This window comes from Bradyrhizobium sp. 195 (genome assembly GCF_023101665.1).
Classification (GTDB): domain Bacteria; phylum Pseudomonadota; class Alphaproteobacteria; order Rhizobiales; family Xanthobacteraceae; genus Bradyrhizobium.
Genome location: NZ_CP082161.1, coordinates 7,571,228 through 7,596,510 on the forward strand (window position 1 = coordinate 7,571,228; position 25,283 = coordinate 7,596,510).

20 protein-coding genes are annotated in these 25,283 nt (G+C 65.0%); 13 read left to right on the top strand and 7 right to left on the bottom strand.

Annotated features, from left to right (window positions below):
• The first annotated feature begins 311 nt into the window (after nt 1-311).
• Both IVB26_RS35290 and IVB26_RS35295 read left to right on the top strand, forming a co-directional pair.
• Entirely contained in the window at nt 312-1,226 is a 915-nt protein-coding gene (locus IVB26_RS35290; RefSeq protein ID WP_247969535.1) for a sulfite exporter TauE/SafE family protein, read from the top strand.
• Entirely contained in the window at nt 1,226-1,996 is a 771-nt protein-coding gene (locus IVB26_RS35295; RefSeq protein WP_247969536.1) for a TIGR02186 family protein, read from the top strand. Before IVB26_RS35290 ends, IVB26_RS35295 begins: the two co-directional genes overlap by 1 nt.
• 104 nt (nt 1,997-2,100) lie before the next feature.
• On the opposite strand, the gene IVB26_RS35300 is transcribed toward IVB26_RS35295, so the two are convergent.
• Together IVB26_RS35300 and IVB26_RS35305 are read right to left on the bottom strand one after the other, a co-directional pair.
• Entirely contained in the window at nt 2,101-2,874 is a 774-nt protein-coding gene (locus tag IVB26_RS35300; protein WP_247969537.1) for an MBL fold metallo-hydrolase, read from the bottom strand.
• Between the two features lie 12 nt (nt 2,875-2,886).
• Entirely contained in the window at nt 2,887-3,798 is a 912-nt protein-coding gene (locus IVB26_RS35305; protein WP_247969538.1) for a DMT family transporter, read from the bottom strand.
• 98 nt (nt 3,799-3,896) lie between these two features.
• On the opposite strand from IVB26_RS35305, the gene IVB26_RS35310 reads away from it, so the two are divergent.
• Nucleotides 3,897-4,760 (top strand): LysR family transcriptional regulator, encoded by an 864-nt coding sequence (locus IVB26_RS35310; RefSeq protein WP_247969539.1) that lies wholly within the window; start codon nt 3,897-3,899, stop codon nt 4,758-4,760.
• A gap of 36 nt (nt 4,761-4,796) precedes the next feature.
• Here the strand turns inward: IVB26_RS35310 and IVB26_RS35315 are convergent, their stop codons facing one another.
• Nucleotides 4,797-5,030 carry a hypothetical protein gene (locus IVB26_RS35315; protein ID WP_247969540.1) on the bottom strand — a complete coding sequence of 78 codons (234 nt, stop codon included), beginning with the start codon at nt 5,028-5,030 and terminating at the stop codon, nt 4,797-4,799.
• 206 nt (nt 5,031-5,236) lie between these two features.
• Between IVB26_RS35315 and IVB26_RS35320 the strand changes: the two genes are divergently transcribed.
• Nucleotides 5,237-7,753, top strand: a complete 2,517-nt coding sequence (locus IVB26_RS35320) for a glycogen/starch/alpha-glucan phosphorylase (RefSeq protein WP_247969541.1) — start codon at nt 5,237-5,239, stop codon at nt 7,751-7,753.
• Nucleotides 7,754-8,018: 265 nt separating this feature from the next.
• Nucleotides 8,019-8,834 (top strand): acyl-CoA thioesterase, encoded by an 816-nt coding sequence (locus tag IVB26_RS35325; protein ID WP_247969542.1) that lies wholly within the window; start codon nt 8,019-8,021, stop codon nt 8,832-8,834.
• Nucleotides 8,835-9,003: 169 nt separating this feature from the next.
• On the opposite strand, the gene IVB26_RS35330 is transcribed toward IVB26_RS35325, so the two are convergent.
• The 3 genes from IVB26_RS35330 to IVB26_RS35340 form a co-directional block, all read right to left on the bottom strand.
• Nucleotides 9,004-10,620: a phosphoenolpyruvate carboxykinase gene (locus IVB26_RS35330; protein ID WP_247969543.1), complete on the bottom strand. Its 1,617-nt coding sequence runs from the start codon at nt 10,618-10,620 to the stop codon at nt 9,004-9,006.
• A gap of 284 nt (nt 10,621-10,904) precedes the next feature.
• Complete coding sequence (locus tag IVB26_RS35335) at nt 10,905-13,499, bottom strand: CHAT domain-containing tetratricopeptide repeat protein (RefSeq protein ID WP_247969544.1); 2,595 nt, start codon at nt 13,497-13,499, stop codon at nt 10,905-10,907.
• A 62-nt stretch (nt 13,500-13,561) separates the two neighbouring features.
• Nucleotides 13,562-14,311: a HugZ family pyridoxamine 5'-phosphate oxidase gene (locus IVB26_RS35340; RefSeq protein ID WP_247969545.1), complete on the bottom strand. Its 750-nt coding sequence runs from the start codon at nt 14,309-14,311 to the stop codon at nt 13,562-13,564.
• A gap of 241 nt (nt 14,312-14,552) precedes the next feature.
• Between IVB26_RS35340 and IVB26_RS35345 the strand changes: the two genes are divergently transcribed.
• The 5 genes from IVB26_RS35345 (at nt 14,553) to IVB26_RS35365 (ending at nt 18,642) form a co-directional block, all read left to right on the top strand.
• Nucleotides 14,553-15,254, top strand: coding sequence for a response regulator transcription factor (locus IVB26_RS35345; RefSeq protein ID WP_008542552.1), 702 nt, complete (start codon nt 14,553-14,555; stop codon nt 15,252-15,254).
• 195 nt (nt 15,255-15,449) lie between these two features.
• A complete protein-coding gene (locus tag IVB26_RS35350; protein WP_247969546.1) occupies nt 15,450-17,246 on the top strand; it encodes a sensor histidine kinase in 1,797 nt (598 codons plus the stop codon).
• Nucleotides 17,243-17,749, top strand: coding sequence for an HPr kinase/phosphorylase (locus IVB26_RS35355; protein WP_247969547.1), 507 nt, complete (start codon nt 17,243-17,245; stop codon nt 17,747-17,749). The genes IVB26_RS35350 and IVB26_RS35355 overlap by 4 nt, the downstream gene beginning before the upstream one ends.
• Before the next feature lie 177 nt (nt 17,750-17,926).
• Nucleotides 17,927-18,328, top strand: a complete 402-nt coding sequence (locus IVB26_RS35360; protein ID WP_007597752.1) for a PTS sugar transporter subunit IIA — start codon at nt 17,927-17,929, stop codon at nt 18,326-18,328.
• Entirely contained in the window at nt 18,325-18,642 is a 318-nt protein-coding gene (locus IVB26_RS35365) for an HPr family phosphocarrier protein (protein WP_247969548.1), read from the top strand. The genes IVB26_RS35360 and IVB26_RS35365 overlap by 4 nt, the downstream gene beginning before the upstream one ends.
• Before the next feature lie 122 nt (nt 18,643-18,764).
• Here IVB26_RS35365 and IVB26_RS35370 read toward each other — a convergent pair whose 3' ends face one another.
• A complete protein-coding gene (locus tag IVB26_RS35370) occupies nt 18,765-20,390 on the bottom strand; it encodes a glycosyltransferase family 39 protein (protein ID WP_247969549.1) in 1,626 nt (541 codons plus the stop codon).
• Nucleotides 20,391-20,503: 113 nt separating this feature from the next.
• On the opposite strand from IVB26_RS35370, the gene lepA reads away from it, so the two are divergent.
• The 3 genes from lepA to IVB26_RS35385 all read left to right on the top strand — a co-directional run bounded on the left by lepA (nt 20,504) and on the right by IVB26_RS35385 (nt 25,171).
• The gene (gene lepA / locus IVB26_RS35375) at nt 20,504-22,315 is read left to right on the top strand and encodes a translation elongation factor 4 (RefSeq protein WP_247969550.1); all 1,812 of its coding nucleotides are present in this window, start codon (nt 20,504-20,506) and stop codon (nt 22,313-22,315) included.
• Nucleotides 22,316-22,781: 466 nt separating this feature from the next.
• Nucleotides 22,782-24,002, top strand: a complete 1,221-nt coding sequence (locus IVB26_RS35380) for an MFS transporter (protein ID WP_247969551.1) — start codon at nt 22,782-22,784, stop codon at nt 24,000-24,002.
• A gap of 11 nt (nt 24,003-24,013) precedes the next feature.
• Nucleotides 24,014-25,171 carry an acyl-CoA dehydrogenase family protein gene (locus tag IVB26_RS35385; protein WP_247969552.1) on the top strand — a complete coding sequence of 386 codons (1,158 nt, stop codon included), beginning with the start codon at nt 24,014-24,016 and terminating at the stop codon, nt 25,169-25,171.
• Nucleotides 25,172-25,283 lie beyond the last annotated feature (112 nt).

Below are 25,283 nucleotides of genomic sequence, written 5' to 3' on the forward strand. Positions count from 1 at the left end.
CGTTTGGACGCTCTCTCCTCTTGTCGTCGCCCGGCTTGACCGGGCGACCCAGTATTCCAGAGGCCGGCGTTAAGGAGCTCGCTCTCACAACAAGGGGCGCGGCGTACTGGATGCCCCGGTCAAGCCGGGGCATGACGGCGGAGATGGTGGCGCGATCGCGAAATGACGCAGCCCTCTTAAGGCATTCACCACGCCCCAAATTCTAGGGTCCCTCCCGCGAGCAAATTCCGCTATTGAGGGGCGCGGCAATCGTTCCGATCTTCTCGCGGGTCTTCCCCGATAGTCGATCCGTCTCGCCGGCGCGTGGTTCAATGCAGCTCTATCTTCCGATCGCCGATCTTCCGGTCAACGTCTTCCTGGTGCTCGCCATGGGCGCTGCGGTCGGCTTCGTCTCGGGCATGTTCGGGATCGGCGGCGGCTTCCTGATGACGCCGCTCCTGATCTTCATCGGCATCACGCCGGCGGTCGCGGTCGCCTCCGTCACGAGCCACATCGCGGCCTCCTCCTTTTCCGGCGCGCTGTCTTATTGGCGGCGGCGCGCGATCGATCCGGCGCTTGCGAGCGTTCTGCTCTGCGGCGGCGTGACAGGGACCGCGCTCGGCGTGTGGACCTTCACGCAGCTGCGCGCACTCGGCCAGCTCGATCTGATGATCGCGCTCTCTTACGTGGTGCTGCTCACCACCGTCGGCAGCCTGATGTTCTCCGAAGGCCTGCGCGCCCTGATGCGGACCCGGCGCGGCGCGCAGCCGCCGCGACGCACCCACAATTGGATCCACGGCCTGCCGCTGAAGATGCGGTTCAAGCGCTCCAAGATCTATCTCTCGGTCATCCCCGTGGTGATCGTCGGCATCATGATCGGCTTCATCGGCGCCATCATGGGAATCGGCGGCGGCTTCATCCTGGTGCCGATCATGATCTACCTGCTGAGGGTGCCGACCTCGACGGTGATCGGAACCTCGATGGTCCTGACGCTCGTCACGATGCTGTTCGCGACCATGCTGCATGCGGTGACCAACCACCTCGTCGACGCCGTGCTGGCGCTGATCCTGATGGTTGGCGGCGTCACCGGCGCGCAGTTCGGCGTCCGTGCCGGGCAGAAGATCCGCGGCGAGCAGCTGCGGCTGCTGCTCGGCCTTCTGATCCTCTCGGTCGGCGTCCGCTTCGCGATCGAGCTGGTGATCCGGCCCGAGGATCTCTTCACCATCCGTGAGCTCGGAGCGAGCTGATGATGCGCGCAGCTCTCGCACTCCTGCTCGTCCTGCTGCTCGGCTCGGCCGCGCGCGCCGAGCGGCTGATCGTCTCGGTCTCCAACCACCGCGTCACGGTGACACCGAACTATTCCGGTGAGGAGCTGGTGCTGTTCGGCTCGGTCGAGAAGGATGCGACGACGCCCGCTGATCGCACGGCCTATGATCTCGTGGTCACCGTGATGGGCCCGCGCGCCGACATGATGACGCGGCGCAAGGAACGCACCTTCGGGATCTGGATCAACACCGACTACCGGCAGTTCCTGCAGGTGCCGAGCTATCTGGCGCTGTTCGCCAACCGCCCCTTCGACGCCATCACCTCGCCCGAGATCGCGCGGCGGCAGCAGATCGGACTGAACAACGTGCTGCTGATGCAGCGGGTCGGCGGCGATTATGCCGACGTGGTGCCGAACGATGTGTTCCGGTCCGCCTTCATCCGCCTGCGCACCCAGCGCGGGCTCTATCGCGAGGATCCGAGCGCGGTGACGTTCCTGACGCCGACCCTGTTCCGCACCGGCATTCCATTGCCGGCGGAGGTGCCGATCGGCACCTATGAGGTCGAGATCAAGCTGTTTGCGAATGGCGCGTTCATCGGCAAGACCGAGACCGCGTTCGAGATCGTCAAGGTGGGCTTCGAGCAGTTCGTCGCCACCACCGCCAGGCAGAACGGGCTGATCTACGGCCTCGTCACCGCGGCAATGGCGCTGATGACGGGCTGGATGGCGTCGATCGTGTTCCGGAAGGATTAGCCCCGTCATTGCAAGGAGCTCTTGCGACGAAGCAATCCAGAAATGCATCCGCGGAGACAGACTGGATTGCTTCGCTGCGCTCGCAATGACGGCTGTGGTGATAGCTACGGCGCCTCGATCACCGTCGGCACGCCCGGCTCCAGCAGCCGCAGCCGCGTGCCGAAGCCCAGCACGTCGAACGTCTTGCGCAGATCCTCGCTGTTCTGACGGAAATGCGCCCAGCCTTCGGTGTGCACCGGCACGATCATCGCATCCGGAAAGGCCCGCGCCGTCTCGATGGTGTCGTTGGTGTCCATGGTGAGATGGAATGGCCCGCGCGTCTGCGCGGCGCCGGCGAAGGGCAGCACCACGCCGCATTTGAAGCGGCGCGCGACTTCGGCGACGCCGTCGAACCAGGTGGTATCACCGCTGACATAGACCGCGCTGGTGTCCTTGCGGTTCGAGGACACCACGAAGCCGATCACATCGCCCGACAGCGGCTCGATGCCGGCCGGGCCGTAACGCGCCGGCGTCGCGGTGATGGTCAGCGAATTGCCGTCGCGGTCCTTGATGTGGGCGGTGGCCCAGGGCGCAAGACCCTCGGCATGACCGCCGAGACGTTTGGCACCGGCTTCGGTGGTCAGCACGCGTTTGGCATGCTTCAGGAATTCGCGCCCCGAATTGTCGAGATTGTCCGAATGCTGGTCGTGGCTGAGCAGCACGGCATCGACCGGACCGATCGCATCGGGCCTCAACGCGGGGCCGATGGTCTTCTCCAGCTTCACATGCGGCAGCTGATAGGCGCCGGGCGCATCGAAGGTCGGATCGGTGATTAGGCGGAAGCCGTCGATCTCGATCAGCGCAGTCGGGCCACCGATCAGGGTGATGGAAATGGGCATGATGAACTCCTGCTACGAGACGGGCTTTGCGGGGCGCGTCACCAGGTAGATGCCGAGCGCGACCGGGATGATGCCGAGGAGGTCGCGGGCCTCGACATGCTCGCCAAGGACGAGATACGCGAACAGCATGCCGAGCGGCGGCATCAGGAAATGATAGGCGCTGGCGGCGGTGGCGCCGCACACTTTCAGGAGATGGAACCAGAGCCAGTAGGCCAGGATCGAGCCGCCCAGCACGAGGAAGGCGAAGGCGCCGATCAGGCCCGGCGTGACATCGATCGCGTGGATGTCGGCGAAGGTGAGCGCGACCGGCGTCAGCACGATGCCGGCCGCGAGATTCTGCACGCCGTTGCCGATCCACAGGCTCCCCTTCGGTGCGAGCAGCTTGAACAGGATGGTGCCGGCGACGAGCGAGGCCAGCGAAGCCAGCGTGAACACGATGCCGTGCAGGGAATCCGTGCCCACCGACAGGCGATGCCAGACGATCGCGGTCACGCCGATGACGCCGAGCAGGAGGCCGCCGGCCTTGCGCCAGGTCATGCCTTCGCCGAGCAGCAGGGCCGCTAGCGCGGCGGTGAACACCGGATTGGCCGATACGATCAGGCCGCCGAGGCCGGCGGAGACGGATTGCAGGCCGGTGTAGCCGAGGCCCAGATAGAGCGCGTTGTTGGCGATACCGAGCACGGCAAAGATCGCGGCATCGCGCCAGGATAGCGACCAAGCCTCGCCGCGGATCAGCGTGGCGCCCAGGATCAAAATGCCGGCGAGCGAGAACCGCGCGGCGAGCAGGATCAGCGGCGGGCAATGGGTGACGCCGATCTTGCCGGCGACGAAGGCATAGCTCCAGAGCAGGCAAAACAGGCCGATGGCAAGCGGCAGCGTGTTGAAGCGGAGGCCGGGAACCGAAATCGAGGGGGCGAGCGACATGAGGGCATTCTCCTGAACCCTGGATCTAGGGAGGTCGCTTGTCATCTGGAAATTAAATGATTAACTCCCTGTCAGTGATTTTTCGAATGGAGGCGGTCATGCTCGATCTCGAGCTGCTGCGCAGCTTCGTCTCGGTGGTCGAGGCCGGTGGCTTCACCCGCGCCGGCGAGCGCGTCCACCGCACGCAGTCGACCGTGAGCCAGCAGATCAAGCGGCTGGAGGAAGACGTCGGCCAGGTGCTGCTGCATCGCGACGGCAAGAACGTGCGCCCGACCGAGGCCGGCGAGCGGCTGCTGTCCTATGCGCGGCGGCTACTCTCGCTGGCTGAGGAGGCGCGCGACGTGCTGCGCCAGCCTGACGGCGAAGGCGCGATCCGGCTCGGCATCCCCGAGGATTTCGCGGCGTACCGGCTGACCAAATTGTTGGGCGCGTTCTCGCGCTCGCATCCGGGCCTGCGGCTCGACGTGCGCGCCGACCAGAGCAAGCACCTCGCGCGCGATCTCGAGCGCGGCGAGCTCGATCTTGCGCTGTTCAAGCGCGCAGCCGGCGAGAACGGCGCCATCGCGGTGTGGCCGGAGCGGGTGCACTGGGTCACCAGCAAGAGCCATCCGGTCGACGTTCACGCCGCGTCCGTGCCGCTGATCGGTTTTCCGACCGGCTGCCTCTACCGGGCCGGCGCCATCCACGCGCTGGAAAGCGTCGGCCGTGCCTGGCACATGGCCTATTCCTCATCGAGCCTTTCCGGCATCCAGGCCGCGGTCGCCGCCGGCATGGGCTTGAGCATCCTGTCGGAGATGTCGATCCAGTCCGACCACCGCGTGCTGACGGCGAAGGAAGGTTTTGCGCCGATCAACAAGACCGAGGTCGCACTGATGGCTTCGCCGGATGCGAGCCCGGCAACGCTGCGGCTTGCGGATCGTCTCGCCGAGTTTTGCGATGCGGTGCAGGCCAAGGCGGCTTGAAGGCGGCTTGAATTCGCGAGGGCTGCCGCCCGCCGCTCAATTCGCCGCGGACATCAGCCTGTCGCCGCAGGTATTCGCATAAAACCTGCCGCCGCATTGGCGCTTGATGGCAGCGCAGCGGGCCGCGGGCGACGCGTTCTGCGGGACCGTGAAGCCGCAGCTGAGACCATCGGCGCTGCGACCGGGTTTGCCGGCGGCAGCCGCGGCACTGGAGGCGCTGATGCAGACGACGAGCAGGGCCGCCGCGGCGATTTCAATCAGCAGTCTCATGAAGATGTTCCTCCACACTGATGGCTGAATTGATCCGCAATCTAGCACCGAATCCCGGTTTCTCCGTGCTCGTCCGGGTTCCCAAAGCGGCCCGTTCCTTGCATAAATTGACGCCAGCGCAGTGCACGGCCGCGCCGGTGACGATTCCGGTGCAGGGGCAAGACGCGTAGAGTGAGTAGTGTTCTTTCGACCAGGAAGTGACGGCTTTGCAAGATCAATCGTTCCAGCCCAGTTCTCCCGCGCCGGGGCAGCCCATCGACGAACTCGCGCTGGCTGAGATCAAGAGCGCGATCTTGGCGAAGCTGCGCCTTGCCATCGGCAAGGATGCCGGCATGGCAACCAAGCACGACTGGTATCAGGCCGCTGCGCTCACGCTGCGCGACCGCATCGTGCATCGCTGGCTCACCGCCGAGAAGCACAGCTACGACGCGGGGCGCAAGCGCGTCTATTATCTCTCGCTCGAATTCCTGATCGGCCGCCTCTTCAGCGACGCGCTCAACAATATGGGTCTCCTGAAGATCTTCGAAGTCGCGCTCGGCGATCTCGGCGTCTCGCTGCCGGAGCTGCGCAAATGCGAGCCGGACGCCGCGCTCGGCAATGGCGGCCTGGGGCGCCTTGCCGCCTGCTTCATGGAGAGCATGGCGACGCTGTCGATCCCCGCGATCGGCTACGGCATCCGCTACGATTACGGCCTGTTCCGCCAGATCATCAATCAGGGCTGGCAGCAGGAATATCCCGACGAATGGCTGAGCTTCGGCAATCCCTGGGAATTGCAGCGCCCCGAGGTGATCTACGACATCAATTTCGGCGGCGGCGTCGAGCATGTCGACGACAAGGGCCGCGACCGCGCGATCTGGCATCCGGCCGAGACCGTGCAGGCGATCGCCTATGACACGCCGATCGTCGGCTGGCGCGGCCAGCACGTCAACGCGCTCCGCCTGTGGTCGGCGCGCTCGCCCGATCCGCTGAAGCTCGATGCCTTCAACAAGGGCGACTATGTCAGCGCCAGCGCCGAGCAGTCGCGCGCCGAAGCGATCTGCAAATTCCTCTATCCGAACGACGAGAGCCCGGCGGGGCGCGAGCTGCGGCTGCGCCAGGAATATTTCTTCGTTTCAGCCTCGCTTCAGGATCTCATCAAGCGGCATCTTGGGTCCGACGGCCAGCTGCGCAGCCTGTCGTCCAAGGTCGCGGTGCAGCTCAACGACACCCATCCGAGCCTCGCCGTCACCGAACTGATGCGCATCCTCGTCGACCTCCACAATTTCCGCTGGGACGAGGCCTGGAAGATCACGGTCGCCACGCTCTCCTATACCAACCACACGCTTCTGCCCGAGGCGCTGGAGACCTGGCCGGTCGAGCTGTTCGAGCGGCTGTTGCCGCGGCATCTGGAGATCATCTACCGCATCAACGTGCAGCATCTGGCGCTTGCGGAGGCGCGCTGCCCGGGCGACATCGACTTCCGGGCCTCGGTGTCGCTGATCGACGAGAAGAGCGGGCGCCGCGTGCGCATGGGCCAGCTCGCCTTCGTCGGCTCGCACCGCATCAACGGCGTTTCGGGGATGCATTCGGACTTGATGCGCGAGACCGTGTTCCACGACCTCAACCATCTCTATCCCGGCCGCATCACCAACAAGACCAACGGCATCACCTTCCGCCGCTGGCTGATGCTGGCCAACCCGAAGCTGACCGATCTGTTGCGCGAGACCTGCGGCGAGGCCGTGCTCGACGATCCGACCCAGCTCTCACTGATCGAGGCCCGCGCCAGCGACGTCGAATTCCAGAAGAAATTCCGCGCCGTCAAGCTCCACAACAAGACCGCGCTGGCGCGCCTGATCGGCGAGCGGCTCGGCATCAAGGTCGACCCGACCGCGCTGTTCGATGTGCAGATCAAGCGCATCCACGAATACAAACGCCAGCTCCTCAACGTCATCGAGACGGTCGCGCTGTATCAGGCGATCAAGGACGACCCCACCGGCAATTGGGTGCCGCGGGTGAAGATCTTCGCCGGCAAGGCGGCGGCGAGCTACAAATACGCCAAGCTGATCATCAAGCTGATCAACGACGTCGCGGAAGCCGTCAACAACGATCCCGCGATCAGCGGCAAGCTCAAGGTCGTTTTCCTGCCCGACTACAATGTCAGCCTGGCCGAGGTGATCATTCCCGCGGCCGACCTCTCCGAGCAGATCTCGACGGCCGGCATGGAAGCCTCCGGCACCGGCAACATGAAGCTGGCGCTCAACGGCGCCATCACCATCGGCACGCTCGACGGCGCCAATATCGAGATCCGCGACCATGTCGGGGCGGAGAACATCGCGATCTTCGGCATGGAGGCCGGCGACGTGATGATCCGCCGCAAGCAGGGACTGGACGCCTCCGACGTCATCCGCAATTCGCCGAAGCTGCAGCGCGCCATCAATGCGATCCGCGCCGGCGAGTTCTCGCCCGGCGATCCCGGCCGCTTCGAATCCATCGCGCACGCGCTGCGCTATCTCGACCATTACATGGTCAGCGCCGATTTCGATTCCTATTACGAGACACAGCGCGCGGTCGATGCGCGCTGGCTGGTCTCGCCGGCCTGGACGCGCGCCTCCATCCTCAACGTCGCGCGCATGGCGTGGTTCTCCTCGGACCGCACCATCCGCGAATACGCCGAGGAGATCTGGAACGTGCCGGTCAATCCGACCACGCCGCAGCTTCCGAACTTGCGCGACGTCGCAGGCTGATTTTCCGCGGCGTGGAAGCGGCGTTACCTGCGAGATTATTGCATCTCGCAAGGGTAGTGATGATATGACTATCATCATAATCGCGGCGGCGTCAGGGATACCGATGCCGTCGCCTCAAACGCCGTCATTGCGAGCGCAGCGAAGCAATCCAGAAATCCATTCGCGGCGACCGGCTGGATTGCTTCGTCGCATCTGCGCAAAATTGCTACGCAATTTTGTCGCTGAGCTCCTCGCAATGGCGGTGGAGTCGGCATCGAGGAATACAATGCACGCCAAGCTCCCGCACCCTTTCGACGACGCCACGCGCGTCACCCCCGGTGACTCCAACTGGCAGGGGCACACCAGCGACGATTACTGGGCCTTCGTCGGCCCGTTCGGCGGCGTGACCGCCGCAACCATCTTGCGCGCGCTGATCGACCATCCGGAACGCGCCGGCGATCCGCTGGCGCTGACCGTCAATTACTGCGCGCCGATCGCCAAGGGCCCGTTCGATCTGGACGTGCGGCTGGTGAAGGCCAATCGCTCCAGCCAGCACTGGAGCGTCGAGCTCGGCCAAGGCTGCGGCGAGGTCGCAACGCTCGCCACTGCAGTGTTCGCCGAGCGCCGGCCGTCCTGGGAACACCGGGTCGCGCGATATCCTGAGACCAAGTCGTTCGAACAGACGATGCCGTTCCCGAAGATCACGGCGTCCTGGGCCAACCAGTATGAATTCCGCTTCGTCGAGGGCGAGATGCGCATCGGCCCGCTGCAGGCCGAGCCCGGCAGCACCTATTCGAAGCTCTGGATCAGCGACCGCACGCCGCGCAAGCTCGACATGCTGTCGCTGATGTCGATGTCGGACGCCTTTTTCGGCCGCGTCTTCCACGCGAGGCGCGCGCTGGTGCCGTTCGGCACGGTGTCGCTGACGACGTATTTCCACACCGACAGCGAGGAGCTCGCAGCGGAAGACATCACGCACGTGCTGGCGACGGCCGATGCCAAGATCTTCCACAAGAGCTACGGCGACCAGAACGCCGAGCTGTGGTCGCCGAACGGCCGGCTGCTCGCGACGAGCACGCAGATCGCGTATTTCAAGGCCTAGCTGCTTCTACGATCTCGTCATTGCGAGCGCAGCGAAGCAATCCAGACTGTCTCCGCGGCGGGATTCTGAATTGCTTCGCTACGCTCGCAATGACGCATGGAGAGATTGTGCCCACAAAACAAAAGGGCGGCCTTGCGGCCGCCCTCTTGCATTTCAAGCGATGCGAAAATTACTCCGCCGCCAGCTTCACGTCCGGGGCAGCAGCGCGCACCTCGGCATCGACCTGGGCTTCGAACTTGGCGAAGTTCTTCTGGAACATGCCGACCAGGGCGCGGGCGGTCTTGTCGAACTCGTCCTTGTCCTTCCAGGTGTTGACCGGGTTGAGGATTTCGCTGGGCACGCCGGGCAGCGCGGTCGGGACCGCGAAGCCGAAATATTTGTCGGTGCGGAATTCGACGTTGCGAAGCGAGCCGTCGAGCGCGGCGGTGAGCAGCGCGCGCGTCACCTTGATCGGCATGCGCGAGCCGACGCCGTATTTGCCGCCGGTCCAACCGGTATTGACCAGCCAGCAATCGACATTGTGCTGGGCAATGAGGTCACGCAGCATGTTGCCGTAGACGGATGGGTCGAGCGGCAGGAAGGGCGAGCCGAAGCAGGTCGAGAATTCCGGCTGCGGCTCGTTGCCGAGACCGCGCTCGGTGCCGGCGACCTTGGCGGTGTAGCCGGACAGGAAGTGATACATCGCCTGCGCCGGCGTGAGCTTGGCGATCGGCGGCAGCACGCCGAAGGCGTCGGCGGCGAGCATCACCACGTTCTTCGGCTGCGGCGCGCGGCCGGTGCGCGAGGCGTTCGGGATGAAATCGAGCGGATACGCAGAACGCGTGTTCTCGGTCTTGGAGCCGTCGTCGAAATCCACCACGCGGGTGTCATCGTTGAGCACGCAATTCTCGAGCACCGCGCCGAAGCGCGTCGAAGCCGCGTAGATCTCGGGCTCTGCTTCCTGCGACAGCTTGATGCACTTGGCATAGCAGCCGCCCTCGAAATTGAAGACGCCGTTCGGGCCCCAGCCATGCTCGTCGTCGCCGATCAGCGTGCGGTTCGGATCGGCCGACAGCGTGGTCTTGCCGGTGCCGGAGAGGCCAAAGAAGATCGCCGCGTCGCCCTTGGCGCCGACATTGGCCGAGCAGTGCATCGGCATCACGCCGCGCTCGGGCAGATAGTAGTTCAGCGTGGTGAAGACCGACTTCTTCATCTCGCCGGCATAATAAGACCCGCCGATCAGGACGATCTTGCGGGCGAAATCGATCGCGACGACGTTCTCCGAACGGCAGCCATGACGTTTGGGATCGGCGCGGAAGCTCGGCATGTCGATGATGGTGAGATCCGGCACGAAGGTCGACAGCTCGATCGCCTCGGGGCGAATCAGCAGCGTGCGGATGAACAGCGAGTGCCAGGCGAGCTCGGTGAAGACGCGCGTCTTGATCCGGTAGGCCGGATCGGCGCCGCCGTAGAGGTCCTGCGCGAACAGCTTCTTGCCTTCGGCGTGCTTGAGGAAGTCCTGATAAAGCGTCTCGAACTGCTCTGCCGTGATGGACTGGTTGCCGGCCCACCACATCTTCTTGTCGGTGGAGGCGTCACGCACCGTGAACTTGTCCTTCGGGCTGCGCCCGGTGAATTCGCCGGTGTCTGCGCAGAGTGCGCCGTCGGCGGACAGCACTGCCTCGCCCGCGGAGAGCGAGTATTGATAGAGTTGCGGCGCACCGAGGTTCCAGTGAACCTGCTTGAGATTCTTTAAGCCGAATTTGTCGGCGCCGAAGGCACCGTTGCGCACGCCCGTCTCTTGCACGAAAAAATCCTCCTAGAACCCGCGACATCAGCGGACCAAGTTTGGCGCCGTCGCGGTCACCGTGATTAATGGGCCATTCGGCCTCGGCTAAACGACCTAATAATCATGAACGCTGGCGTTGCCAAGCTGATCCCTTAGGATTTGGTTTATTCAAGGACCGCGCCAAACGTCGCGCATGACAGCCCTGAGCAGCTGCATCAAAAAATCACGGATGATCGCGCAACCAAATGCGTGTTCGCGTGTTACTTCCGGTTATTGCGACGCACAATCCCTGTGGCGTCGTCTTATCTTACCTCTCCTTCGCCAATCAGTGCGAACGGCCCCCACATCGCGGGGTAGGCGTTGCGCGGCGACGAGGTGTCGTCGACAAACGTCAACATGGCGCGGCGCAAGGCTTCGGCACGACCGATCTTTGGTTCTTTCTTGAGCAGCTCGAAAGTCGACGTCGTCAGGCGGGTGGCGGCTTCCGAATCCACGGCCCAATGCGAGACCAGGAGCGCACGGGCACCTGCGTAGAAGAACGAACGCGCCAATCCCGACAGCGCCTCGGCGCCGGGCTTGTCGCCGGCGATGGTATTGCAGGCGGACAGCACCACCCAATCGGCGTTGAGCTTGAGCTGGGCCACCTCGCTCGCGGTCAAAAGACCATCGTCGAGCTCCGACGGCTGATCGGGAATGGACAACGCAAGCGAGGGCTCACCCAGTCCCTTGACGTCGCCGGCAACGAGCCCATGGGTGGCAAAGTAGATGATGCCGTATTGAGCAAGCGCTGCACGCTTCAGGGTCGTTTCGCTGGCATCGCGGCCGAGATGGATGTCGGCATCAGAGGCGCCGACGTCCTTCGCCACCGCGTTCAGCTCGTCGGCGGTATCAGGCAATTGCGGCAGCGCCTGCGCCAGTCGCGCGCGGTCGACGCCGGCGCCGCGCCAGAAATCGGTATAGGCGCTCGTCGCGATGCTGCGCGCGGCGACCTTGCCGCTTGCCGCGCGACGATCGGCCGGTCCTTCGGCTGCGGGGTTGAAGACGGGATCGCCGAAGCCGGTCATCGGTTTTACGCCTTGATCCCTGCGCGCGAAGGCCCGCAACGATTTCAGGCTGATCACCGAGGGCAGCACCGAGACGGCCTGACGCCGGAGCAGCCAGGCGGCCTCGCGATAGCCCTCGAGCCTGTCCGGGATCGCAGCCTGCGGCGTCTCCGTCACCAGCAGATGAAACGGCAACGCAGTCAGCGCAGCCGATGGCACCACCAGCAGGTTGCGCTTGTCCTTCGTCAGCGCCTCGACCGGGCCGAGCAGCGCGACATAGAGCTCGTTCGCGAGCGCAAGATCGAACAGCCCCGATTTGCCGGAGGCGTCACGCGCCTTGCCGACATCCAGCCCCTTGCGGAAGGCCGCCACCTTCCGTGCCATCGCGTCCGCGCCGAGCGGAATCTCCTTCCATTCGACGCCCTCGCGCGTGATCGCGATGACATAGCTCTGCTTGTCGACGACGGAATAAATCACCATCGCCTCGTCGGCCGACAACAGCGGCTGGATATCCTTCACCGCCAGCGGCAGCGGGTTGGAGAGCGAGGAATAGTCAGGAAACTCGACGGCGAGAGTCTTCTGCAGTCCGCTGCGCTCGCTCACGATCGCCGCAATCCGCGCGCGGCTGCGTTGCTCGGTTGCGCGGTCTCGCTGGGCCGATTGCTTCGACACCGCGGCGATGATCGCCTTGTCGAGCGCCTCGGCCTCGGCCGCGAGATCCTGATCCCGGCGCACCAGCTCGGCGAGCCGGTCGCTGCCGGCGCCAAGCCGCACCGCGAGCTTGTTCACGGCGGAGGCGGCGGAAGATTGCGTGCCGCGCTGGATCGCGCCGAGCGCGTCATCGAGCGCCTTGTCGCTCGCCAGCAGCGCCTGCTGCCGCGCAGCGAACAGAACCGGCAGCACGACACGCAGCTGCGCGCGATTGCCGGCAAGCGTTGCCTGCGCGAACGGCAAGGCGTCGGCGGTGCGGCCCGACACCTGCAGGAAATAAGCGAGATTGCTGGTCGAGGTCGCGACATCGGGATGATCGGGTCCGAGCGCACGCTCACGGATCGACAGGGCGCGGCGATAGAGCGGCTCGGCCTCTGCATAGCGCTGCTGGTGCTCGTAGAGCCCGGCGAGATTGTTCAGCGAGCGCGCCACATCGGGATGATCCGGTCCTAGCACCTTTTCGCGGATGGCGAGCGATCGCTTGATCGGCGCCTCGGCATCCACATCGCGGTTGAGGTCGCGATCGACCTGGCCGATGTTGTTCAGGACGGTGGCGACCGCGGGATGCTCGGGCCCGGCGGCCTTCTGATAGATCGCCAGCGCCCGCTGGAACAGCGGCTCGGCGTCGGCAAAATGCTCCTGCTTCACATAATGCGTGGCGAGATTGTTGAGGGACTGGCCGACGTCCGGATGCTCGCGCGATAGCGCCTGCTCGCGAACGGCAAGCGCGCGCTTGAACAGCGGCTCGGCCTCGGTGAAGCGGCTCTGCCGCTGATAGAGCGCGGCAAGATTGTTGAGGAGCGGCGCGATCTCGACGCTGCCCTGACCGGCCCCCTTCTCCATCAGCGCGATGGCACGCTTGTAGAGCGGCTCGGCCTGATCGTCGTGGCCCTGGTCGGCGTAGATCTGCGCGAGATTATTGAGCGCCGCGGCGAGGTCGCGGTTGTTGCTGGTCTTTTCGAGCGAGGCCACCATGGCCTGCGCCAGCGGCAGCGCCTCCGAATATTTGCCCACGCTCCGGAGCGCAGCGATGCGCGCGCTCTGCGCCGACAGATCGCCCTTCTGAGCAAGACCGGGCACGGCAAACGACGCATTGATCGCGAGCGCCAGACCCGCAGCCAATGCCAAACGACGACGCGTCATGAACCCTCTCGCTGCGAGCCTCAGGATCTACCGTCTTGGGTCGCAGCGATGGGTCGCGGCGTTCAAATTGTTGCGTTCTGGTCCACCTTCATGCGCGCTTCGCCAGCGAGACGAACCAGCATCTTGCGCAGCGACGTGCCGTCCGTCACCCGCTCCGGGAAATCCAGCCGAAGCGCGGTCTGGCCGTCCTGCATGTCGAGACCTTCCGGATCGCAGCCGGTGCAGCGCCAATCGCCTTCGGCCGCGCCCAGCAGCTTTGTCGCATAGAGGCCCAAGGCCTCGCGATGGTCGGCGTTCATATGCGCGACTGCCCCCTCCTCCGCTGCCAAGAGGTCCTCGGCGCCGGCGAGATCCGTGAGGAACTGCGCGGGCGTGAGATCGACGATCCGGCCGAAGCCGGCGACCAGATGAGTTCCCGTGAGGCGGATCCGGTAGAAGGAGAAATCCTTAAATGAAACAAAGCCTTCTGCCGACGGATGCGCATTGAGATACCGTCGCTGGAGCAGATCCTTCTCGGCATCCGCCTGTTCCGCCCGGCCGGACAGCATGATCCGGGCGCCTTCCAGCGGATCGCCCGCCGCCCGCTCGTCCAGCATCAGCGAGACCCTGCTATCGGCAAGAACATTGCGGGTATGCACGGCAAGGCCCGAGATCAGCAGGATCGGTGAGCCGTCGGGATGGCTGGCCAGATTGACCAGGGAACAGTAGGGATCGCCACTGCCGGCCATGAGGGTTGCCAGCGCCCCCTGCCGCGACCGGCGCAGCAGGGATTTGGCGAGCGTTCCGGGGGCGAAATCAGGGGTCGGTTGCATCGGCTTTCTCGGCTCAGGTGGTTGCAAGGGGGGCCTTTTTTCGGGTAAACGGGGGCCTGGTTATGGGTCGACATGCGGCGAATCTGCCGTGTTTCGTGGAACTTGGTCACACTTCAGCCCAGCTTGCATTGCTCGGTGACAAGGTTCGAATGCCGACTTCGGCACCCATGTATGCGGCGCATCAGTGGATTGCTCGCCGTTTCAAGCCACGACCCAAACGGAAAGCAGAAAGCAGAGGCTCATGCCCACAATCGCTTTGGTCGACGACGACCGCAACATTCTCACATCCGTCTCGATCGCGCTGGAAGCCGAAGGCTACCGAATCATGACTTACACCGACGGCGCCTCCGCGCTGGACGGTTTCCGCACCACCCAGCCCGATCTCGCCATCCTCGACATCAAGATGCCGCGCATGGACGGCATGGAGACGCTGCGCCGTCTCAGGCAGAAGTCGGACCTGCCGGTGATCTTCCTGACCTCCAAGGACGAAGAGATCGACGAACTGTTCGGCCTCAAGATGGGTGCCGACGATTTCATCCGCAAACCGTTCTCGCAGCGCCTTTTGGTCGAGCGCGTCAAGGCGGTGCTGCGCCGCTCGGCGCCGAAGGACCCAACCGTCGCGCCGAAGGAGAACGACGCCAAGGCGCTCGACCGCGGCCTTCTGCGCATGGATCCGGAACGGCATACCTGCACCTGGAAGAACGAGCCGGTGACGCTAACCGTCACCGAATTCCTGATCCTGCAGGCGCTCGCGACCCGGCCCGGCGTGGTGAAGAGCCGCAACGCGCTGATGGACGCCGCCTATGACGACCAGGTCTATGTCGACGACCGCACCATCGACAGCCACATCAAGCGGCTGCGCAAGAAGTTCAAGGTGGTCGACAACGAGTTCGAGATGATCGAGACGCTCTACGGCGTCGGCTACCGCTTCAAGGAAGCCTGAGGCTCACGCAGCATCACCGGTTCTGATTCCATCGGGACCGGGATCGCTCCAAGGCGCGATGGATGGGAATCGTCATCGCGCTTTGGTTTATTTCTTGAGCATGATCCGTTCGGAAAACCGCTGCACACTTTTCCGGATCATGCTCTAGAATGCGGGGGCCTTCTCGAACGAGCCGTCCTAACGCGGGCGTAAGCATTGCTGGACCGAACGCAGCCTGATCCAAACCAGAGCGCCGGGGATGTCACGTCCGACGGCGTTCCGGAGCAATTTGCCGAAGACAAGCCGCAGGGCTTTCGGCCGCTGAACTGGCTGAAGCGCGCCGGGCAATTCTTCTTCGCGCTGTCCTTCTCCAGCCTGACCCGCCGCATCGTCTCGCTCAACCTCGCCGGCCTCGTCGCGCTGGTCGCGAGCATCCTGTACCTGTCGCAGTTCCGCGCCGGCCTGATCGACGCGCGGGCGCAGAGCCTGTTGGTACAGGCCGAGATCATCGCCGGCGCGATCGCGGCCTCCGCCACGGTGCAGACCAACGCCATCACCATCGACCCCGACCGGCTGCTCGACCTCAAGCCGGGCGAGACCTATGGCGGCCCGGACGAATATTCGCCGCTGGACTTCCCGATCAATCCGGAGCGCGTGGCGCCGGTGCTGCGCACGCTGATCTCGCCGACCAAGACGCGCGCCCGCATCTACGATCCGAACGGCAGCCTGCTGGTCGACAGCCGCAACCTCGAAAACGTGCTGCGCTACAATTTGCCGCCGCCGGCCGAGAAACCCGGCATCGTCGAGCGCGGCATGGTCGCGGTGCGCACTTGGCTCAATCGCGGCGACCTGCCGCTCTACCGCGAGCTCGGCCCTGAGAACGGCAACGGCTATGCGGAGGTCGGCGACGCGCTCCAGGGCCAGAAACGCTCGATGGTGCGGGTCAATGCGCGCGGCGAGGTGATCGTCTCGGTCGCGGTCCCCGTGCTGCGCTCGCGCGCCATCCGCGGCGCCTTGATGCTCTCGACGCAGGGCGACGACATCGACCAGATGGTCACCGCCGAGCGCCTCGCCATCCTGAAGGTCGGCGGCGTCGCGGCCGCGGTCATGATCATGCTGTCGCTGCTGCTCGCGAGCACGATCGCAGGTCCCGTGCGCCGGCTTGCCGACAGCGCCGAGCGCGTCCGCCGCCGCATCAAGGCCCGCATCGAGATCCCCGATTTCACCCGCCGCCGCGACGAGATCGGTCACCTCTCCGGCGCGCTGCGCGACATGACCAGCGCACTGTACAGCCGCATCGAGGCGATCGAGATGTTCGCCGCCGACGTCGCGCATGAACTGAAGAACCCGCTGACCTCGCTGCGCTCGGCGGTCGAGACGCTGCCGCTGGCGCGCAACGAGAACAGCCGCGCGCGCCTGCTCGAGGTGATCGAGCACGACGTCAAGCGGCTCGACCGCCTCATCTCCGACATCTCCGATGCCAGCCGGCTCGACGCCGAATTGCAGCGCCAGGACGCAATCCCGGTCGACCTGCGCCGCCTGCTGACGACGCTGGTGTCCGTCGCCAATGAAACCAAGCTCGGCCACGACGTCGCGGTCGAGACGCGCTTCGAAGGCCGCAGCGCGTCCGACACGCTCGCCGTGACCGGCCACGATTCACGGCTCGGGCAAGTGGTCTCCAACCTGCTCTCCAACGCGCAATCGTTCTCCGAACGCGGCAGCAAGGTGCGCCTCACCTGCCGCCGTGTCCGCGGAGAGATCGAGATCGTGGTCGACGATGACGGCCCCGGCATCCGTGACGACGCGCTGGAGCGCATCTTCGAGCGCTTCTACACCGATCGCCCGCATCAGGGCTTTGGCCAGAACTCCGGCCTTGGCCTGTCGATCTCCAAGCAGATCATCGACGCGCATGGCGGACGCATCTGGGCCGAGAACCGCGCAGGGCCACCGGATGACGAAGGCGTTCCGACGGTATCAGGCGCGCGCTTCGTCGTGAGGCTGCCGGCGCTATGAGCCAGGGCAGCTCGAACGACGGCAGCTCGAAAGGCGGGCCCAGCGTTCACGCCTCCGCGGTCAAGGTCGGGCAGCTGGCGGTGCTGATCCGCGGGCCTTCGGGCTCCGGCAAGTCGCGCCTTGCCTTTGATTTGATCATGGCGGGCCGCACTGGAGTGGTCGAAACGGCCGTTCTGGTCGGGGACGACCGTGTCCATCTGGCGACAGTCGGCGATGAAATTGAGGTCCGCCCGACGCCTCGCCTGGCGGGCCTGATTGAGGTCCGGGGCCTGGGGATCCGCCGCTGCGACTTCATGGAGCATGCAACCGTCGGTCTCGTGGTCGATCTGGACGCGGCCGACGCGGAACGCCTGCCGCCGGCAGAATCCCTAAAAACAAGCATTTTCGGTGTCGAAATACCGCGAATCCCTGTTAGCCGCGACTATTCACCGCTCCCCCTGGTTGTCGCGGCCTTGACCACTACCAAGAGTTCATCTTCCGTAACCCTTCCGCCGATTGTTTGAAGGGAAATGGTAACCATATGAACCCCACTATCGCGACCGAATAGACCGGCGCAGCTCCCCTCATACATCCGTATAGATTCAGGGAGATACGCAACATCCCCTCTTGCGCGGGGGCTCTGGATGGTCAAAGTGGCGCGTTCGTGCGGTGCACCAAAAGCGCCCGCGAGGAGTTTTCCGATGATTGGTCTAGTACTTGTGACCCACGGGCGCCTTGCCGACGAATTCAAGGCAGCGCTTGAACATGTCATGGGGCCACAAAAGCAAATCGAAGCGATCACGATCGGTGCCGAGGATGATTCCGATCTCTGTCGAAGCGACATCATCGAGGCGGTTAACCGCGTCGATTCCGGCGACGGCGTTGCGATCCTCACCGACATGTTCGGCGGCACGCCGTCGAACCTCGCAATATCCTGCATGAGCCGGCCCAAGGTCGAGGTGCTCGCGGGCATCAACCTTCCGATGCTGGTGAAGCTCGCCAAGGTGCGCGAGGAGCGTCCGTTGCCCGACGCGATCGCCATGGCCCAGGAAGCAGGCCGCAAATACGTCACCATCGCCAGCCGCGTGCTCGCCGGCAAATGAGCGAGGAGGCGCCACAAGCGGGGACAGGCGTGCCCGCGGGCGCGATCTCCAAGGACCTCCTGATCATCAACAAGCGCGGCCTGCATGCGCGCGCCTCGGCGAAATTCGTCCAGGCGGTCGAGCGCTTCGACGCGCAGGTGTGGGTGACGCGCGGCGGCGAGACCGTCGGCGGCACCTCGATCATGGGCCTGATGATGCTCGCCGCGGGGCCGGGCACGACGATCACGGTGGCCGCCACCGGCACCGACGCCGAAGCCGCGCTCGCGGCGATCACCGAGCTCGTTGAAAGCAAGTTCAACGAGGAAGGGGTTTAGGCGGCTCTCGCTACGCGCAGTGCCGTAGGGTGGGCAAAGGCGCGCTTGCGCCGTGCCCACGATCTTTCTCGTTCGGTTGGAGGTGGTGGGCACGCTTCGCTTTGCCCACCCTACGGCGCCTCCTACTTCGCCGGCGGCGCGATGTAGACGTTCCAGCTCATCGCCGGGCCGGCCTTGCCGTGGGTGAAGCGGCGCGTGGTCATCACCATGCGCTCGGCGTTCGGCGCGACGTCCGAGATCCACTTTTCGAACGCGGGGAGCCGGCCGTCGGTCGGATCGAACACGCCGATGAAACCGTATCTCTTGACGTCGTCGAGCGAGGTCAGCCCGGAAGCCCAGGCTTCGTTCGGTGTATACGGACTCGGATGATCGGGGCTGTAGAACACCATCGGCTGGATCGTTTCCATCGTCCCCGCGACGACCGCCCAGCGCGAGGCGAAGCGGGCGTGCCAGGCCTGGGTCAATTCGCGCGCGAGATCCGAGCGCGCGCCATAGGTCGCGGTGTTGCCGGCATTGGCCGCCATCTCGCGCGCGGCAATCCAGGGCGAGGCCATGAGCGTCGCGGCGCTGAGCACGAGCCAGATCACGGCGATGTTGAACAGGCTCGCGCCCTGCACGCGCAATGCGGGGATCGCGACCAGCGCCAAGGGCACCAGGAAGAACAGCGAGATGCCCCAATCGGTCTTCATGTAGATGCTGAAGACGAGCGCACCGAGCGGCGGGCCGAACGCGACGATGATCTGGATCGCCCACACGTTCAGCGCCTGAGAAAAATTGACGCCCGAATTGGCGCCGCGGGCCCAGGCGCGCGTGACGATGCGCAAGGGCGCGCGCAGCAGCAGTGTGAACCAGGGCGGCACCAGCGCCATCGCGAGCCCGGCCAGCGCCACCGGCAATGCGAGCAGCCCCAGATTGTGCAGTCCGTAGCCGGCGACGAGCTGGTGCACCTGGCTCGCGTCCTGCAGGCTGTAGGTGTCGCCAGCATAGGTCAGCGGCACGAAATGCGCCTCCGCCAGCCAGACGATGTGCGGGATCATCGCCAGCACGATCGTCACGATCGCGACCCATGGCGCCGGCGAGAGCAGGAATTTCAGCCGCTCGGGATGGATCAGCGCGGCAAGGCCGATGGCGCCGATCATGGTCAGCACCCAATATTTGGTCATCAACGCCAGCGCGCCGGCAAGCCCGAGCAGGACTCCGGATTGCCAGCTCCGCTTCTCGAAGGCGTTGAGATAAGCGAGCACGAGCAGCGGCAAGGTGACGAGCTGCAACAGGTCCGGGTTGTACTTGAACCCCTTGAAATTGAAGATCGGGTAGAGCGCGATCATCACCACGACCAGGAACGCGCGGCGCGCATCCACCACGCGCAGCGCGACGAGCCAGCAGATCACCATGCCGACGGCGACGGTCGCCATCGCCAGCGCATAGGTCGCCCAGTCCGCCGCCGGGAACATTGTGAACCAGAGGCCGGCGACCCAGCCCGACAGCGGCGGGTGCTTGCCGTAGCCCCAGAGGAATTTCTGGCCCCAACCATAGGCTTCCGCGACGTCCATGTGAACGTCCTGCGCGGCCTTGAGATTGATCAGGATGAAGGTCCAGAGCACCGCATGCAGGATGGCGAGCTGGATCACCAGCCACAATCTCGCCTCAGGGCGGACCGCGCAGGCAACCAGCCAGGCCCGGAAACGGTCAAAGCTCAGGCGGGTTTTCGCGCGCGTTCGGGCAGAGGGGATCGAGGTCGTGGACATGGCCGTTGCCTAGCGCGTTTTCGTCCGCGGTGGAATCAGCTTGGCGTGAACAAAGGCCCTGAAAATACAGCAATATGGTTGCCGCACGGGGATGTGAGTGGTATCCCGCGCCCATGACGACCGCCCCCATTTCCAACATCCGCAATTTCTCCATCGTCGCCCATATCGACCATGGCAAATCGACGCTGGCCGACCGCCTGATCCAGATGACCGGCGGCCTCTCCGACCGCGAGATGGCGGGCAAGGAGCAGGTGCTCGATTCCATGGACATCGAGCGCGAGCGCGGCATCACCATCAAGGCGCAGACCGTGCGCCTCGCCTACCGCGCCAAGGACGGCAAGGACTACATCTTCAACCTGATGGACACGCCCGGCCATGTCGACTTCGCCTACGAAGTCTCGCGGTCGCTGGCGGCCTGCGAAGGTTCCCTGCTGGTGGTCGACGCCAGCCAGGGCGTCGAGGCGCAGACGCTCGCCAATGTCTATCAGGCGCTCGACAACAATCACGAGATCGTCCCGGTCCTGAACAAGGTCGACCTTCCCGCCGCCGAGCCCGACAAGATCAAGCAGCAGATCGAGGACGTCATCGGCATCGACGCCTCCGACGCGGTGATGATCTCGGCCAAGACCGGCCTCGGCGTTCCCGACGTGCTGGAGGCCATCGTCACCCGCCTGCCGCCGCCGAAGGGCGACCGCAATGCGACGCTGAAGGCGCTGCTGGTCGACAGCTGGTACGACGTCTATCTCGGCGTCGTCGTGCTGATCCGTGTCGTCGACGGCGTCATGAAGAAGGGCAGCCGCGTGCGCATGATGGGCACGGGCGCCGCCTACGACGTCGAGCGCGTCGGCTTCTTCACGCCGAAGATGACACAGGTCGACGAGCTCGGCCCGGGCGAGATCGGCTTCATCACCGCCGCGATCAAGGAAGTCGCCGACACCCGCGTCGGCGACACCATCACCGACGACAGGAAGCCGGTGACGGAGATGCTGCCGGGCTTCAAGCCCGCCATCCCCGTGGTGTTCTGCGGCCTGTTCCCGGTCGACGCCGACGATTTCGAAACGCTGCGCGGCGCCATGGGCAAGCTGCGCCTCAACGACGCCAGCTTCTCCTTCGAGATGGAGACCTCCGCCGCGCTCGGCTTCGGCTTCCGCTGCGGCTTCCTCGGATTGCTGCACCTCGAGATCATCCAGGAGCGGCTGTCGCGCGAGTTCGATCTCAATTTGATCGCGACCGCGCCGAGCGTCATCTACAAGATGAAGCTCACCGACGGCACCGAGATCGAGATCCACAATCCGGTCGACATGCCCGACGTGGTCAAGATCGCAGAGATCCAGGAGCCCTGGATCGAGGCGACGATCCTCACCCCCGACGAATATCTCGGCAGCGTGCTGAAGCTGTGCCAGGACCGCCGCGGCTCGCAGAAGGAGCTGACCTATGTCGGCGCCCGCGCGATGGTGAAATACGATCTGCCGCTCAACGAGGTGGTGTTCGACTTCTACGACCGCCTGAAATCGGTTTCCAAGGGCTATGCCTCGTTCGATTATCATCTGACCGACTACAAGCCGGCCGATCTCGTCAAGATGCAGATCCTCGTCAACAACGAGCCGGTCGACGCGCTCTCGATGCTGGTCCACCGCACCCGTGCGGAGGGCCGCGGCCGCGCCATGGTCGAGAAGATGAAGGAGCTGATCCCGCCGCACATGTTCCAGATCCCGATCCAGGCGGCGATCGGCGGCAAGGTGATCGCCCGCGAGACGGTCCGCGCACTGCGCAAGGACGTCACCGCAAAATGCTACGGCGGCGACATCACGCGTAAGCGCAAGCTTCTGGAGAAGCAGAAGGAAGGCAAGAAGAAGATGCGGCAGTTCGGCAAGGTCGACATCCCGCAGGAAGCCTTCATTGCCGCGCTGAAGGTGGACAGCTGAGGCGACGCTTCCTGGATTGGCTCAACTGCCGTCATGCCCGGGCTCGTCCCGGGCATTTGCGTTTTTGAGGCCCGGGAAGGCATGGATGGCCGGGTCAAGCCCGGCCATGACGATGAGGACAGCCGATTTCGTGGCGGGATCAGATCCAGCCCGCGCGTTTTGCGACCGGACCAACTAAAATCTCGAAAAACAACCCCATGCACAGTAGACGGGGGCTTGATGCTATTGAGATTTTCGATTTTTACGAATCCACTTTGACTCGCTGGGCAAAACAGGGGCATAATGCCATCATCGCAGCGTGTGGCACACCGTCATTCCGGGGCTCGCGAAGCAAGAACCCGGAATCCATATCGCCTCTCGCACTCTCACGCAAACGCGTGCAACACCCAACCTTGCCCTCAGCCGGCAGATAAGCCACCATCCCCGCTGCGCCCCACCAAAAAAACCAAAAGCGCTGAGGAAACGCATGAGCAAGCCATCAAGCTTCGACTATGGCTGGGTCGTTGTCGCCGCGGGTGCGCTGATGACTTGCGTCGGGTTCGGCACGATGCTGTCGTTGGCGGTGTTCCTGCAGCCGATCTCGGAAGCGATGGGCTGGTCACGCGCCGGCGTATCGGCGGCGGCGACGCTGGATTTTCTCTGCATGGGCGTTGCCGCGTTCCTCTGGGGCACGCTGTCGGATCGGTTTGGCACCCGCATCGTGGTGCTTGCGGGAAGTCTTTTGCTGGGGCTCGGCCTCGTCACCGCGAGCCAGGCAACTACCTTGTGGCAATTCCAGCTCTTCTTCGGCGTATTGATCGGCGTTGCCGCCGGCAGCTTCTATGCACCCATGATGGCGCTCGCGAGCGCCTGGATCGAGAAGAACCGCAGCCTTGCAGTCGCTCTGGTCTCGGCCGGCATGGGCGTGTCGCCGGTGACGATCGCGCCGACCGCGAGCTGGCTGATCACCGCCTATGACTGGCGCACCGCGATGTTGGTGATCGGCATTGCCGCGTGGGTGCTGCTGATCCCCGCCTGCTTCCTGGTGCGTCCGGCGCCGGCAGCCGCAGGCAACACGAATGCAGACGCCGCACCGAACGTGGAGCTGACCGCGGCGCAGGCGCTGCGCACGCCGCAATTCATCGCGCTCGCGGCGGCGCATTTTGCCTGCTGCGCCGCGCATTCCGGCCCGATCTTCCACATGGTGTCCTATGCGATGGTGTGCGGCATCGCTCCGCTCACGGCGGTGACGGTCTACAGCGTCGCTGGCGTCTCAGGCCTCGGCGGGCGCCTGCTGCTGGGCACGCTCGCCGATCGCATCGGTGCAAAGCCCGTGCTGGTCGGCGGCCTGTTCGTGCAGGCGATGTGCATCGCGACTTATCTTGCGGTGGCCCAGCTCGGCGAGTTCTACGCGCTCTCGGTCGTGTTCGGCCTCGCCTATGGCGGCGTGATGCCGCTCTACGCGGTGCTGGTCCGCGAATTCTTCGGCGCGCGCATCATGGGCACCGTGTTCGGCGCGGTCTCAGCCTTCGCCAGCCTCGGCATGGCGCTCGGTCCGTGGGCCGGCGGGCTCGTGTTTGACAATTTCCAGCAATACACGTGGCTGCACGCCGGCTCCTTCGCGATCGGGCTCGCCGCCGTCGTGGTGGCGCTGAGCTTCCCGACCAGACGCAGGCAATCGCTCGATCTTGGCCGCGCTGCAGTCTGACGGGGTGGCGCATGAACAGATCGCAGGACTTCGATCAAGGCTTCGATCTGGTCGAACGTGCCCGCGCCATTGCGCCGTTGATCGCGCGCGAAGCCGACGAGATCGAGCGGACGCGGCGGCTGACGCCTGTCGTCGTCGCCGCGCTGATCGACAACGGGCTCTATCGCGCGCTGCTGCCGCAGAGCCTCGGCGGCGCGGAAGCCCCGATCGAGAGCTTCATGCAGATGCTGGAGGAGATCGCGAAGGCGGACGCCTCGACCGCCTGGTGCCTCGGCCAGTGCAGCGTCTGCGCGATGATCGCGGCCTCGCTCGACCACGATACCGCCCAAGAGATCTTCAACACGCCGCCCGGCATTCTCGCCTGGGGCGCGATCGCGCATGAGGCCCGCAGCGTCGACGGCGGCTATCGCGTCACCGCGCGCTGGGATTTTGCTTCAGGGTCGCGGCAGGCGAGCTGGCTCGGGGCGCATGTGCGCATCGTCAACGGCACGCCGCGGACGAACGCCGATGGCTCGCCGGAGGTGCGCACCATCCTGTTTCCGGCCGCGCGCGCGGTGCTGCACGACGTCTGGCAGGCGATCGGGCTCGCCGGCACCGGCACGGATTCGTACGAGGTAAGCGACCTCTTCATCCCCGAGCGTTTTACGGCGTTCCGCGACGTGCCATCGGCGTTGCAGGAGAAGGGCCCGCTCTACAAGATCGGCACCGGCTCGGCCTTCAGCCTCGGCTTTGCCGCGGTCTCGCTCGGCGTGGCGCGCGCCACGCTGGATGCCGCCATTGCGCTGGCACGTGGAAAGCAACAGTCGCTCGCCGCCGGCGCAATGCGCGACAATGGAGCGGTGCAGGGCCTGATCGGCCGCACCGAGGGGGATTTGCGCGCCGCGCGCGCCTACCTCTACGCGACCGCGCATGCGATGTGGCGCGACCTCTGCGCGACCGGCGAATTCAGCGCGGCGCATCGCAGCGCGGTCCGCCTGGCTGCGACATGGACGATCCAGCAATCGACCGGGGTGGTCGACACGGCCTATCACATGGCCGGCGCGACCGCGGTGTTCCGCAGCAACCCGTTCGAGCGGCGGTTTCGCGACATGCATGCGATCGCCCAGCAGATCCAGGCGCGCGATACGCATTATGAGGATGTGGGGAAGGCGATTTTGGCGGGGGGTTGATCGCTTCCACGCTGACGGTGCGCTCCCTCCCCCGCTTGCGGGGGAGGGTTGGGGAGAGGGTGTCTCCGCAACGGGACAATCCCCTAGAGGAGAAAGCCCTCACCCGCGCCTT

What these genes read in the sequence shown, in the direction of transcription:
- IVB26_RS35290 (WP_247969535.1), top strand. Translation starts at nt 312, where the DNA reads ATGCAGCTCTATCTTCCGATCGCCGATCTTCCGGTCAACGTCTTCCTG.
- IVB26_RS35295 (WP_247969536.1), top strand. Translation starts at nt 1,226, where the DNA reads ATGATGCGCGCAGCTCTCGCACTCCTGCTCGTCCTGCTGCTCGGCTCG.
- IVB26_RS35300 (WP_247969537.1), bottom strand. Translation starts at nt 2,874, where the DNA reads ATGCCCATTTCCATCACCCTGATCGGTGGCCCGACTGCGCTGATCGAG.
- IVB26_RS35305 (WP_247969538.1), bottom strand. Translation starts at nt 3,798, where the DNA reads ATGTCGCTCGCCCCCTCGATTTCGGTTCCCGGCCTCCGCTTCAACACG.
- IVB26_RS35310 (WP_247969539.1), top strand. Translation starts at nt 3,897, where the DNA reads ATGCTCGATCTCGAGCTGCTGCGCAGCTTCGTCTCGGTGGTCGAGGCC.
- IVB26_RS35315 (WP_247969540.1), bottom strand. Translation starts at nt 5,030, where the DNA reads ATGAGACTGCTGATTGAAATCGCCGCGGCGGCCCTGCTCGTCGTCTGC.
- IVB26_RS35325 (WP_247969542.1), top strand. Translation starts at nt 8,019, where the DNA reads ATGCACGCCAAGCTCCCGCACCCTTTCGACGACGCCACGCGCGTCACC.
- IVB26_RS35335 (WP_247969544.1), bottom strand. Translation starts at nt 13,499, where the DNA reads ATGACGCGTCGTCGTTTGGCATTGGCTGCGGGTCTGGCGCTCGCGATC.
- IVB26_RS35340 (WP_247969545.1), bottom strand. Translation starts at nt 14,311, where the DNA reads ATGCAACCGACCCCTGATTTCGCCCCCGGAACGCTCGCCAAATCCCTG.
- IVB26_RS35345 (WP_008542552.1), top strand. Translation starts at nt 14,553, where the DNA reads ATGCCCACAATCGCTTTGGTCGACGACGACCGCAACATTCTCACATCC.
- IVB26_RS35355 (WP_247969547.1), top strand. Translation starts at nt 17,243, where the DNA reads ATGAGCCAGGGCAGCTCGAACGACGGCAGCTCGAAAGGCGGGCCCAGC.
- IVB26_RS35360 (WP_007597752.1), top strand. Translation starts at nt 17,927, where the DNA reads ATGATTGGTCTAGTACTTGTGACCCACGGGCGCCTTGCCGACGAATTC.
- IVB26_RS35365 (WP_247969548.1), top strand. Translation starts at nt 18,325, where the DNA reads ATGAGCGAGGAGGCGCCACAAGCGGGGACAGGCGTGCCCGCGGGCGCG.
- IVB26_RS35370 (WP_247969549.1), bottom strand. Translation starts at nt 20,390, where the DNA reads ATGTCCACGACCTCGATCCCCTCTGCCCGAACGCGCGCGAAAACCCGC.
- lepA (WP_247969550.1), top strand. Translation starts at nt 20,504, where the DNA reads ATGACGACCGCCCCCATTTCCAACATCCGCAATTTCTCCATCGTCGCC.
- IVB26_RS35380 (WP_247969551.1), top strand. Translation starts at nt 22,782, where the DNA reads ATGAGCAAGCCATCAAGCTTCGACTATGGCTGGGTCGTTGTCGCCGCG.
- IVB26_RS35385 (WP_247969552.1), top strand. Translation starts at nt 24,014, where the DNA reads ATGAACAGATCGCAGGACTTCGATCAAGGCTTCGATCTGGTCGAACGT.